Origin of the sequence: Maribacter algarum (ex Zhang et al. 2020), assembly GCF_005885635.1 — a bacterium.
GTDB classification, from domain to species: domain Bacteria; phylum Bacteroidota; class Bacteroidia; order Flavobacteriales; family Flavobacteriaceae; genus Maribacter_C; species Maribacter_C algarum.
The window spans coordinates 977,173-990,207 of the sequence record NZ_VATY01000002.1 but is presented as its reverse complement, the minus strand read 5'-3'; the positions used below and the strand labels follow the sequence as shown (position 1 = coordinate 990,207).

Sequence of the window (13,035 nt, the reverse complement as noted above, 5' to 3'; positions counted from 1 at the left end):
TTAAAATTATCTGCACAATAAAATTTGACAAAAAACGATACGAAAACCGGTAAGACTTTTGATAAAAATTAAAATGGAAAGAATAGGGTCTTAATTGCAGTGTTCAATCGAATGATGAAAAGAAGATTTAAAATGAAATTTCTCGCGTTTCAAAATCTTTTATTTCAATATGAATATCAAAGGCATCTTCAGGTAAAAAAGATTTGATTTTTTCGGGCCATTCGATAAAAATCCAAACATCTTGATTTAGATAATCTTCAAAACCCAAGTCAAGAGCCTCTGTTTCGTCCTCAAGACGATAAAAATCGAAATGGTACCCTAAGATAGCTCCTTCGTTTGTATGATATTCATTTACAATACCAAAAGTGGGACTACTGGCTTCATCTGCTCCACCGAGTTCATTTACTAAGGTTTTGATTAAAGTTGTTTTGCCGGCGCCCATTTCGCCATAAAAGCAGAGGGTTTTTGACGGAGCAGCTCTAAGTACTTTTTTTGCTATTTCCGTGATTTGATTTTGTTGATAGGTAATTGGCATTTATCTATTGAAGTATTCAGGTTATTGGGTTATGGAGAAAACAAAATCCATGATACGTACTAAGTCATTAGGCTCTTTAATTCCTAGTTTTTCCTGTTTCATAAATTTTTCAACCGCCTTTCTTTGTTGTTCAAAAAAAGCAACAAACTTTTTCTTTTTATTTGGAAGTTCCAAAAGAGTAGGTGAATCAGATTTAAAATTTGAAATATAAAATGTTGGGGCTTCGTCAACAAATCGTTCGGGTAACTTATCTTGATACCCTTCCGCTTTTTGGGCCTTGAGATACTTTTTTCGCTCTTGTTTATACAGTATGAAGTTTTCACTTTTCTTGACAACTTCAAAAAAGGACTTAATTCTTTTGCCGTCAATAGAATACATAGCCGTACGATACTTTTTATCGGAGCCGTCCAAAAGTTGAATGCTAAAATCGTTTTTTAAGTCGAGCATTACGACCTTGTTTGTTTTGATTTGAACCTCAAAAATCTGATCTACAACATTATATCGAATAAACTGAGTTTTTTTGATATCATTTACTTTCGCAGGAATAAATTCCGAATTCAAATAAGGCGAGCCATCTGCATTGGCATATTTTGAGTCGTTCAGACCATCCACCAAAATGCCAATTTCAATAACGCTACCTCTAACCTCCAGCACTTCTTGTTGCGCCAAAGAAATGAATGGAAGGATACTGAGAAAATAAAATAATCCGAATTTCATTTTTACAACTTTTTATTGACTTTATCTAGGTGTCAGAACCACAAAAGGAATAATCATCTCTTCTAGTGAGACTCCACCGTGTTGGTAAGTATTCCGATAGTAACTAACATAGTGATTGTAATTATTTGGATAGGCAAAAAACAAATCGTTTTTAGCGAACACAAACGAACTACTCATATTTATACTGGGCAAATGAATACTTCTTGGGTCCTGGGCGGCCAATACATCTTTCTCCTCATAGGTAAGGCTTCTGCCCGTTTTATAACGGAGGTTAAGACTGGTGTCTTTATCACCTATTAACTTTGAAGGCTGCTTCACATTAATGGTACCGTGATCCGTAGTAATAATTAACTTCATATCCATGTCTTGGGCTTGTTGAATAATTTCCAATAAAGGGGAATTCTTAAACCAACTTTGGGTAAGTGAACGATAGGCTTTATCGTTTGACGCCAACTCCTTTATTACCTCCATTTCGGTTTTGGAGTGTGATAGCATATCTACAAAGTTATACACGATTACCGTCAGGTCATTATCCTTTTGAGATCTAAAGTTTTGCGATAAATGTTTCCCACCTTTAAGACTGGTTATTTTATGATATTCCCATTTTATATCCAATCCCAAGCGACTAATCTGGGCACCAAGGAATTTGTCCTCGTACAAATTTTTTCCACCTTCATCTGTATCATTCTTCCACCATTCCGGATGTTTTTTTTCCATATCCAAAGGTGTCAACCCTGAGAATATGGCATTTCGCGCATATTGTGTTGCTGTGGGGAGTATACTCAAATACGATTCTTCTTTGGTCTTCTTGTAAAATGAATTCACAGTTTCCTCAAAAGCATACCACTGGTCATAGCGAAGATTATCGACAACCACTAAAAGGGTAGGAGTGTTTTTAATTTCAGGCTGGATCCATTCCTTGAAAAGTGTATGCGACATGACTGGACCAGTAGGGTCAGAGAACCAGTCTTGGTAATTGTTTTCTACGAACTTTCCGAATTGATTGTTGGCTTCTACTTTTTGAGATTCTAATATTTCAAACATTCCCGTGTCCTCAATATCTTCAAGACGCATTTCCCAATAAATCAACTTTTTGTAGAGTTCAATCCATTCCTCATAACTATTGACCATCGATAAATCCATGGCAATCTTGCGGAACTCTTGCTGGTAATTTGAAGTTGTTTTTTCAGAAACGAGACGGGAATGGTCTAAGTTCTTTTTTAACGATAAAAGTATTTGATTCGGATTTACTGGTTTAATTAAATAGTCGGCAATCTTTGAGCCTATGGCTTCTTCCATAATAAATTCTTCCTCACTTTTCGTAATCATAACAACCGGAAGCGAAGAGTTCAGTACCTTGATTTCATTCAAGGTCTCAAGTCCTGAAATACCCGGCATATTTTCATCTAAGAAAACGATGTCCACCTGAGACTCCGCCATTGCTTCAAGAGCCTCCTGTCCACTTTTGCAGGTAATTACATTATAGTTTTTTCCTTCTAAAAAAAGAATATGTGGCTTTAAAAGATCAATCTCATCGTCCGCCCAGAGAATTGTTATTTTATTCATTTAGTAGAATTGGTATTTCAAGTTTAAAATTGCATCAATTTCGATATGTCTAAGACCTCATGAAGCATGCCAAGATATCGTTTCATTTGTATAACTTTGATTCGTTAATCAATTTATTTTGACAGAATCGAACAAGCTTAAAATTTTCAATGATCCAATTTACGGATTTATTCGAATTCCCAATACGCTGATTTTTGACCTTATCGCCCATCCGTATTTTCAAAGGTTGCGGAGAATCTCGCAAATGGGACTTTCCTATTTGGTTTATCCCGGAGCACACCATACCAGATTTCACCATGCCTTGGGCAGTATGTATTTAATGCAGCAGGCCATACAAGTACTTCGTTTTAAGGATGTTGAAATTTCGAAAGAAGAGGAGGAGGGTTTACTGTGCGCAATTTTATTGCACGATATCGGGCATGGTCCGTTTTCCCATGCCATGGAAAATAGTATTGTAGAAGGCGTTCACCATGAACATATTTCCTTGTTATTTATGCAGGAACTCAATCGAAGGTTTAACGGAAGTTTAACGCTCGCCATTGAAATTTTCGAAGGAAGACATCACAAGAAATTTTTGAATCAATTGGTTTCTAGTCAATTGGACATGGACCGAATGGATTATCTCAAGCGAGATAGTTTTTATACCGGAGTAGCGGAAGGAAATATCAACTCTGAGCGTTTGCTCACCATGCTAACCGTTGTTGATGGAGAGTTAATGGTAGAGGAGAAGGGGACATACTCCGTCGAAAAGTTCCTTATGGCCCGACGCTTTATGTATTGGCAGGTATACTTGCACAAAGCAGGTATAGTAGCAGAACAGTTACTGATTCGAATACTAAAAAGAGCTAAGCAACTCTTGAAAAAAGGCGTTCAAGTGAGCTGCAGTGAGGCTTTGCTATTTTTCATGACCCATAAAATCGGAGAGGCGAATTTCGAGGTTGCCGTTTTGGATAAATTTTCAAAATTGGATGATGTCGATATTCTTTCTGCTATAAAGCTGTGGCAAGACCATGACGATTTTGTGCTTTCTAAACTTTGTCAAATGGTTATCAATAGGCAACTACTTAAAATTAAATTGAAGAACAAACCAATTTCAGAAGACCTATTTGAGAAACATTTGAACCGAATAAAATTAGAATACAAATTGTCCGATGAAGAAGCGGGGTATTTTGTGTTTAAAGGTAATATTGAAAATCGCGCTTACAACTCTGATAAGCAGAATATCAATATCTTACGAAAGAATGGTAAGGTTACCGACGTGGCCAAGGCATCTGATCACCTTAACTTAAAGACGCTCTCTAAAACGGTTACCAAGTACTATATGTGTTTCCCCAAATATTCCGATAATAAAAATCCAAACAGCCTCTAACTATTTTTCTTACTTTTGTGTTCATGGTTTTTACAGCAAGTCAGATTGCGGGTATATTAGAGGGAGAAGTAGAAGGAAATCCTGAGATAGCCGTTCATAAACTAGCCAAAATCGAGGAAGGCGAGAAGGGTTCGTTGACTTTCTTATCGAATCCGAAATACACGCCCTATATCTACACTACAAAAGCTTCGATTACCATTGTAAACAAAGATTTTACCCCTGAGCAGAATTTGGCGACTACCTTGATTAAAGTCGAGGACGCTTATGAATCATTTTCCAAATTGTTGGAATACTACAATCAAGTTAAGAATACGAAAACGGGTATAGAGAATCCCGTTTATATTTCAGAAAGTGCTTCCTATGAAGAGGGTTTATACTTAGGAGCTTTTTCTTATGTTGGTGAGAATGTGAAGATGGGAAAAAATGTGAAGATATATCCAAACGCATATGTTGGTGACAACGTTACGCTAGATGATAATGTTATTGTTTTTGCGGGAGCAAAGGTCTATTCAGAAACCATAATCGGTAAAAACTGTGTCATACAAAGTGGTGCCATTATCGGTTCGGATGGTTTTGGATTCGCCCCAAGTAAGAATGGTACGTTCAGTAAGATTCCCCAAACTGGCAATGTGATTTTAGAGGATGATGTGGATGTCGGCGCAGGTACTACTATTGATAGGGCTACCATGGGTTCGACTATTTTAAGAAGAGGAGTCAAGCTTGACAATCAAATACAAATTGCTCATAATGTTGAGATTGGTGAGCATACTGTAATTGCTGCGCAAACCGGTGTTGCAGGGTCAACCAAAATTGGAAAACGCTGCATGATTGGAGGTCAGGTAGGCATTGTTGGCCATATTACCATTGGTGATGATGTTCGTATACAAGCTCAATCAGGTATAAGTCGAAGTGTAAAAGATGGTGAAATATTACAAGGTACCCCCGCATGGAATTATGGGGACTTTAATAAGTCATACGTTCACTTTAAGAATTTCCCCAAAATTGTAAACCAAATTAATGAACTGGATAAAAAAGTAAATGACGGTGATAACGACAAGTAACAAACAAAGAACAATTGCCAAAGAGGTTATTCTAAAGGGAGTTGGACTACATACTGGAGAAAATGTAACTATGAAATTCGTTCCCGCTCCAGAGAATCACGGTTACGCTTTTAAAAGAGTGGATTTGGAAGGTGAACCAATCATAGAAGCCGATGCAAACTACGTTGTAAATACTCAACGCGGTACAAACCTAGAAAAGCATGGCGTTAAAATTCAAACCTCAGAGCATGTTTTGGCGGCTTTGGTCGGAATGGAAATAGACAATATCCTAATTGAACTTGATGCACCAGAACCACCAATTATGGATGGTTCCTCCAAATATTTCGTTGAGGCCCTTGAAATTGTTGGGGTGCAGGAGCAAGATGCGGATCGCCAAGAATATGTGGTCAAAGATGTGATATCATATAAGGACGATTCTACTGGGAGTGAGATTACCGTTATCCCTTCTGATACATATCAGGTAACAACCATGGTTGACTTCGGAACTAAAGTTCTAGGCACGCAAAATGCCACTTTGGAAAATCTATCTGAATTCAAAACAGAGATTGCCGATGCCCGTACCTTCAGTTTTTTACATGAACTGGAAGCGCTTTTAGAGCATGGCCTTATCAAAGGGGGTGATTTAAACAATGCTATTGTTTATGTGGATAAAGAAATATCGCCAGATACCATGAAAAAGCTGGAGAAAGCTTTTGACAAGGAAAAGCTTTCTGTAAAACCGAATGGAATACTCGATAACCTAACCCTTCATCAACCCAATGAGGCCGCGAGGCATAAATTATTAGATGTTATTGGTGATTTAGCTTTAGCGGGAACAAGAATTCGAGGGAAAGTAATTGCAAATAAACCGGGACATTTTGTAAACACACAATTTGCAAAAAAGCTTTCGAAAATCATAAAGACAGAGAAACGAAACAATGTTCCTTTGGTGGATTTGCATAAACCCCCATTGATGGATGTCACGCAAATAATGGAAATGTTGCCCCATAGACCGCCATTTTTGTTGGTTGACAAAATACTTGAGTTATCCGAGTCACATGTAATCGGCATGAAAAACGTGACCATGAACGAACCCTTTTTCGTTGGGCACTTTCCTGGGGCACCGGTTATGCCTGGTGTTTTACAATTGGAAGCCATGGCGCAAACGGGTGGTATTTTGGTGTTGAGTACGGTTCCTGATCCAGAAAATTATTTGACGTATTTGCTTAAAATTGATAATGTTCGATACAAGCAACAGGTGGTTCCTGGAGATACTCTAATATTTAAATTGGATTTAATGTCGCCGATTCGTCGAGGTATTTGTCAAATGCATGCGAAAGCTTATGCGAATGGAAGATTGGTTTCCGAAGCAGAAATTATGGCTCAAATTGCTAAAGTAAAAGGAAACTAAAATGAATCAACCCCTAGCTTACATTCACCCTGGCGCTAAGATTGCCAAAAACGTAGTAGTAGAGCCATTCACCACAATACATAATAATGTTACCATCGGTGATGGTACTTGGATTGGTTCGAATGTCACTATTATGGAAGGTGCAAGAATCGGTAAAAACTGTAATATTTTTCCAGGAGCCGTAATTTCTGCCCCTCCACAAGATTTAAAATACGATGGCGAGGATACTACCGTAACCATAGGTAATGGAACAACCATTCGTGAATGCGCTACAATTCATAAAGGTACTTCGGATAGAAATAAAACCGTGATTGGCAAGAATTGTCTTATCATGGCCTATTGTCATGTAGCTCATGATTGTTTAGTCGGCAACAATTGCATTTTTTCCAATAACTCGACCCTTGCAGGTCACGTAACCATTGGAGATAATGTCATTCTTGCGGGATTGGTTGCGGTGCATCAATTTGTATCCGTTGGTCAACATGCATTTGTTACCGGAGGTTCTTTGGTACGAAAAGATGTTCCTCCATTCGTGAAAGCGGCTCGAGAACCACTATCCTACGTTGGAATCAACTCCGTAGGGTTGCGTAGAAGAGGATTTGAATCAGAAAAAATTCGGGAGATACAGAATATCTATCGTATTCTTTACCAGAAGAATTATAACAACAGCCAGGCCGTACAAATCATCGAAGCAGAAATGGAGGCAACCCCAGAAAGAGATGAAATTTTGCAATTTATTAGAGATTCTCAGCGCGGAATTATGAAAGGCTACTTTAGTAACAATTAATAACAACCTTAGATCACATATAAAATGGCGTCTACATCAGATATAAGAAAAGGATTGTGCATTCGGTACAACAATGATATTTTTAAAATTATAGAGTTTTTACATGTAAAACCGGGGAAAGGCCCTGCATTTGTTAGAACAAAACTAAAAAGTGTAACCACAGGAAAGGTTATTGATAATACTTTTTCTGCAGGACATAAAATTGAGGATGTACGGGTAGAAACCCGCTCGTATCAGTATTTGTATGCTGAAGGTGAGACCTATCACTTCATGAATACAGATGATTATAATCAGATTACCCTTGAAGAAAGTAGTTTAGATGCTCCAGGTCTTCTGAAAGAAGGTGAAGTGGTCAAGATAATGTTCAATACAGAAGATAGTATGCCCTTATCGGTAGACATGCCGGCGAGTGTCATTTTAGAAATCACCTACACGGAGCCAGGTGTAAAAGGAAATACGGCCACCAATGCAACTAAACCAGCGAAAGTTGAAACAGGGGCGGAAGTAAATGTGCCACTCTTCATAAATGAAGGCGATAAAATTAAAGTAGATACCGAAAAAGGCACGTATATGGAACGTGTAAAGGAATAATCAGAAATATTTTCACTAAGTGAGATTCCCTATAACTTATACTTTAAAACAGATTTCAGAAATCATTGACTCTAAATACGTTGGAGATGATGATTTCTCTGTTTTAGGGATGAATGAAATCCATGTCGTTAAAAAAGGTGAGATTGTTTTTGTCGACCATCCGAAGTACTATGATAAAGCTTTGAATTGTGATGCATCTGTGGTACTCATCAATAAAGAAGTTAACTGTCCAAAAGGAAAAGCCTTATTGATTTCAAATGACCCTTTTAGGGATTTTAATAAACTCACCAAATTTTTCAAACCATTTGAAAAGGCAAATAATTCGATTGCCGATTCTGCTAAAATTGGCAAGAACACGATTATTCAGCCGAATGTTTTCATTGGAAATAATGTTAGTGTAGGTGATAATTGTTTGATTCATTCCAATGTATCCATATATGATAATTGCGTTATAGGCAATAATGTCATTCTACAGGCGGGCTGTGTTTTAGGTTCAGACGCTTTTTATTACAAGAATCGGCCAGAGGGATTTGATAAATTGATTTCGGGAGGTCGAGTAGTGCTAGAAGACAATGTAGAGATTGGCGCGCTATGTACTATAGACAAAGGTGTAACAGGGGACACAACCATCAAAAAAGGAAGCAAACTTGACAACCAAGTGCATGTTGGCCATGATACCATGATTGGAGAAAAATGTTTAATAGCTTCCCAAACGGGAATTGCTGGATGTGTTGTTATTGAAGATGAAGTTACCATTTGGGGACAAGTGGGGACCAATTCCGGCATTACCATAGGCAAGGGTGCCGTAATTATGGGGCAGACAGGCGTTACCAAGTCGGTAGCTGGCGGTAAAAGCTATTTTGGAACTCCGATTGAGGAATCTAGGGAAAAATTGAAACAACTGGCTTATGTCAAAAAGATTCCCTCCATTTTAAAGAAATTAGAAGAATAAAATAATATGCAAGGTATTGCTTTCCTTTTCGTTAGCAAACCTATATTTTTGCAGCAAAAAATAAACCGATTTATACATGAGCGTTTTAGTTAATAAGGATTCGAAAATAATAGTTCAGGGTTTTACAGGTAGTGAAGGAACTTTTCATGCCGAGCAAATGATTGAATACGGTACCCAGGTAGTAGGTGGCGTCACTCCAGGAAAAGGTGGTCAAGAGCATTTAGGGAAACCTGTTTTTAACACAGTTGAGGAAGCTGTTGAAAATGTAGATGCTGATACTACTATTATTTTTGTTCCACCGGCTTTTGCTGCTGACGCGATTATGGAAGCTGCAGATGCTGGAATAAAAGTTATTATAACTATTACAGAAGGCATACCCGTAGCTGATATGGTAAAAGCCTCAAATTATATTAAGGATAGAAACTGCCGATTGGTTGGTCCTAATTGCCCAGGAGTTATTACTCCAGGAGAGGCTAAAGTAGGCATTATGCCTGGATTTGTTTTCAAAAAAGGGAACGTAGGTATCGTGTCAAAATCAGGTACTCTTACCTATGAGGCAGCTGACCAAGTAGTTCGTCAAGGATTAGGTATTACCACTGCCATTGGTATTGGTGGAGATCCTATAATTGGAACTACAACGAAAGAAGCTGTTGAACTATTGATTAACGACCCAGAGACCGAATGTGTGGTTATGATAGGTGAAATAGGTGGACAATTAGAAGCAGATGCAGCAAAATGGTATAAGGCGAGTGGAAGCAAGAAGCCTGTAGTTGGTTTCATTGCCGGTGAAACTGCACCCGCTGGAAGAACAATGGGACATGCAGGAGCTATTGTAGGAGGAAGCGACGATACAGCACAGGCAAAAAAGAAAATTATGCGAGAACATGGAATTCACGTCGTAGATTCTCCTGCAGAAATAGGCAAAAAAGTAAAAGAGGTAATGGGATAGTAGGAATTGTGTTAAACATTCTTAAATATTCATTTGAATTAAATCCATCATTCTTACTTTAGTATGATGGATTTTTTATATAATCTTGTCAGTCTTTATAACAATTATCAAACTTAAATCAGTCAAAAACGTATACTCATGAAAAAAACATTCTTACTCCTATTTTTAGGAACAATACTTTTTTCTTCTTGTAAGCAGAACGCTACAGAGGACACGGTAACTACAATAACTGCTAAAGACGCCAACGGATTTACCTATGAGTCCGTTACCAATGACCCCACAGGTTTAAGATTATATACCTTGGAAAATGGTCTTAAAGTATATCTCAGTAAGAATACTGATGAACCAAAAATACAGACTTTCATTCCTGTTCGTGCTGGTTCTGTTTACGATCCTGCCGACAATACAGGTTTGGCCCATTATCTTGAACATATGGTATTCAAGGGTACTGACGAGATCGGAACCCAAAATTGGGAAGAAGAAAAGGTGAAACTTGAAATGATTTCAGATTTATATGAAAAGCATAAGGCAGAAAAAGATCCAGATGCAAAAAAAGCGATTTATAAGTCTATCGATAGTCTTTCTTTAGAAGCTTCGAAAATTTCAATCGCCAATGAATATGATAAAATGGTAAGTTCGTTGGGTGCCGAAGGAACAAATGCATGGACATGGCATGAAGAAACAGTTTACACAAATAAAATACCAACGAACGAGCTTGATAAATGGCTCCACCTCGAATCTGAGCGTTTTAGTCAATTGGTTCTGAGATTATTTCATACGGAGTTAGAGGCTGTTTATGAAGAGTTCAACAGAGGGCAAGATTCAGATAGACGAAAAGTAAATACCGCATTGAATGATGCCCTATTTCCAACGCATCCTTATGGTCAGCAGACAACAATCGGAATTTCTGAACATTTGAAAAACCCGTCAATGGAAGCAATTCATAATTACTTCAACACCTATTATGTGCCTAACAATATGGCTGTAATTCTAGTTGGTGATATTGAATTTGAAGAAACAATTAAAAAAGTAAATGAGGCTTTCGGAAAGTTTGAGTACAAAGAAGTGATACATCCAAAAAGACCTGTTGAAGAGCCGATGGTCAAGTCCGTAAAAAAGGAAGTGTTCGGACCAGAATCAGAAAACATGATGATGGCCTATCGAACAGCTGGATTGGGTTCAGAAGATGAGAAGTATGTTAATCTTGTGGATTATATACTGGCTAATAGTACTGCCGGTTTAATTGATTTGAATTTAAATCAAGAACAAAAAGTACAGCGTGCTGGTTCGTATACACAGTTTTTAACGGATTATGGTATGCACATTATGTATGGTTATCCAAAATCTGGGCAAAACCTTGACGAAGTGAAACAGCTCTTGCTAGATCAAATTGAACTAATTAAAAAAGGTGAGTTTGAAGATTGGATGATTGATGCCGTTACCAATGACCTTAAGTTATCGGAGATGCGTCAGCTTGAGAATGCGTCATCTGTGGCCTATGCCTATGTAGATGCTTTCGTGCACTTTCAAGATTGGGAGGGCCGTGTAAAACGTATTGACGAAATGAAAAAGGTAACCAAGCAAGAATTAGTGGATTTTGCCAATAAGTTTTATGGAGATAATTATGGAGTTGTATATAAGAGACAAGGTAAAGATGATAATCAGGTAAAAGTTGACAACCCTGGTATTACTCCAATAGAATTGAATAGAGGCAAGAAATCTGAGTTCTTGACTAATTTTGATGCCATGGAAGCAACCAAGATTGAGCCAAAGTTCATCGATTACGCTTCGGCTATTAAAACTAGTACGCTCAACAATGGGCTAAAATATGAGTATGTTAAAAATGACATTAATGATTTAGCGCAACTTTATATCTTTTTTGAAATGGGCAAAGACCATGATAGAAAATTAGATTTGGCTATTGGCTTCTTTGAGTATGTTGGAACGGACACTAAGTCGTCTGAAGAAATTAAAAAAGAGTTCTACAAGCTAGGTGTGAATTACGGGGTATATTCTCAAAGCGATAAATCTGGAATTTACTTATCCGGTTTGCGTGAAAATATAGATGCTGGTCTGGGTCTACTTGAAGATTTATGGGCAAATGCAAGAGCGGACCAGTCTGCATATGATAAGTATGTATTGAAACTGGCCAAAGAGCGTGAAGAAACAAAATCTAACAAGGGAGCGATTATGTGGAATGGTCTTTGGGAATATGGCAAGTTTGGAGACAACTCAAGTTTACGTGACGTATATACGATAGAAGAATTAAAGGCTATTGACCCGAATGAGCTTGTAGAAATGGTAAAGACTCTTCGAAATTATAAACATAATTTCTTCTACTATGGCAAGGATGAACAAGATGGTATTGCCGCTATTGAAGCTAAGCATACTGCTCCGAAAGAGTTTATGACATACCCAGAGCCAAAGAAGTATAACCCAAAAGATATGGGTAGTAATGTTTACTTTGTAGATTACGATATGGTACAGTCTGAAATGCTATTTATGGCAAAAGGCGATACCTTTGACCCGAAGAAAATGGCGGTTTCTTCCCTGTTTAATTCTTACTTCGGTAGTGGATTATCATCAATAGTTTTTCAAGAGATAAGAGAGTCAAAATCACTCGCTTACTCCGCTTTCTCTGCCTACTCAGGAGCAAGTAAAGCCAACGACCCGGACTATGTTTATGCCTACGTTGGTACCCAAGCTAACAAAATGGACCAAGCAATGGACGCTATGTTAGAATTAATGAACAACATGCCAGAAGCCGAAGAGAATTTTAATGCTGCAAAAGAGTCTACTTTAAAAAGGATGGCAGCGGAACGTACCAATAAAACAAATATCTTTTGGTCTCATGAAAGATTGAAAAAAAGAGGTATGACAGAGAATAACAAAAAGGAAATGTACGAAGCGATTCAAAATATGACCATTGAGGATTTGCGAAATTTCTTTAATGAAAATATCAAAGGCTCTAACTATGATTTAATGGTCATTGGAAATAAGAAAGATGTTGATATCAAAGCATTAGAGAAATTTGGCAAGGTAAAAGAACTAGATGTGGATTACTTGTTCAATTATGAGAAACCTGCTCCAATAAAATCTTAACAAGGTTGGTATAGAA

General features: G+C 37.7%; 11 protein-coding genes. 8 read left to right on the top strand and 3 right to left on the bottom strand.

The genetic code is table 11. From position 1 onward, the window contains the following. Positions 1-127 precede the first annotated feature (127 nt). Genes tsaE through porX form a run of 3 tightly spaced genes read right to left on the bottom strand, consistent with a single transcriptional unit; the run spans position 128 to position 2,818 of the window. Positions 128-535, bottom strand: coding sequence for a tRNA (adenosine(37)-N6)-threonylcarbamoyltransferase complex ATPase subunit type 1 TsaE (gene tsaE / locus FEE95_RS13245; protein ID WP_138658462.1), 408 nt, complete (start codon positions 533-535; stop codon positions 128-130). 21 nt (positions 536-556) lie between these two features. Beyond that, the gene (locus tag FEE95_RS13240; RefSeq protein ID WP_138658461.1) at positions 557-1,252 is read right to left on the bottom strand and encodes a hypothetical protein; all 696 of its coding nucleotides are present in this window, start codon (positions 1,250-1,252) and stop codon (positions 557-559) included. Between the two features lie 21 nt (positions 1,253-1,273). Continuing rightward, on the bottom strand, positions 1,274-2,818 hold the full coding sequence (gene porX / locus FEE95_RS13235; protein ID WP_138658460.1) for a T9SS response regulator signal transducer PorX: 1,545 nt from the start codon (positions 2,816-2,818) through the stop codon (positions 1,274-1,276). A gap of 118 nt (positions 2,819-2,936) precedes the next feature. Between porX and FEE95_RS13230 the strand changes: the two genes are divergently transcribed. The 8 genes from FEE95_RS13230 (at position 2,937) to FEE95_RS13195 (ending at position 13,019) form a co-directional block, all read left to right on the top strand. After that, the gene (locus FEE95_RS13230) at positions 2,937-4,187 is read left to right on the top strand and encodes an HD domain-containing protein (protein WP_138658459.1); all 1,251 of its coding nucleotides are present in this window, start codon (positions 2,937-2,939) and stop codon (positions 4,185-4,187) included. A 23-nt stretch (positions 4,188-4,210) separates the two neighbouring features. Then, entirely contained in the window at positions 4,211-5,248 is a 1,038-nt protein-coding gene (gene lpxD / locus FEE95_RS13225) for a UDP-3-O-(3-hydroxymyristoyl)glucosamine N-acyltransferase (RefSeq protein WP_138658458.1), read from the top strand. Continuing rightward, complete coding sequence (locus tag FEE95_RS13220; RefSeq protein WP_138658457.1) at positions 5,226-6,638, top strand: bifunctional UDP-3-O-[3-hydroxymyristoyl] N-acetylglucosamine deacetylase/3-hydroxyacyl-ACP dehydratase; 1,413 nt, start codon at positions 5,226-5,228, stop codon at positions 6,636-6,638. Before lpxD ends, FEE95_RS13220 begins: the two co-directional genes overlap by 23 nt. 1 nt (position 6,639) lies before the next feature. After that, positions 6,640-7,425, top strand: coding sequence for an acyl-ACP--UDP-N-acetylglucosamine O-acyltransferase (gene lpxA / locus FEE95_RS13215; RefSeq protein WP_138658456.1), 786 nt, complete (start codon positions 6,640-6,642; stop codon positions 7,423-7,425). 24 nt (positions 7,426-7,449) lie between these two features. Further along, positions 7,450-8,016: an elongation factor P gene (efp, locus tag FEE95_RS13210; RefSeq protein ID WP_138658455.1), complete on the top strand. Its 567-nt coding sequence runs from the start codon at positions 7,450-7,452 to the stop codon at positions 8,014-8,016. Positions 8,017-8,035: 19 nt separating this feature from the next. Next, a complete protein-coding gene (locus tag FEE95_RS13205) occupies positions 8,036-8,968 on the top strand; it encodes a UDP-3-O-(3-hydroxymyristoyl)glucosamine N-acyltransferase (protein WP_138658454.1) in 933 nt (310 codons plus the stop codon). A 76-nt stretch (positions 8,969-9,044) separates the two neighbouring features. Continuing rightward, positions 9,045-9,917 (top strand): succinate--CoA ligase subunit alpha, encoded by an 873-nt coding sequence (gene sucD, locus FEE95_RS13200; RefSeq protein WP_138658453.1) that lies wholly within the window; start codon positions 9,045-9,047, stop codon positions 9,915-9,917. A 138-nt stretch (positions 9,918-10,055) separates the two neighbouring features. Continuing rightward, positions 10,056-13,019, top strand: coding sequence for a M16 family metallopeptidase (locus FEE95_RS13195; RefSeq protein WP_138658452.1), 2,964 nt, complete (start codon positions 10,056-10,058; stop codon positions 13,017-13,019). Positions 13,020-13,035: the final 16 nt, after the last annotated feature.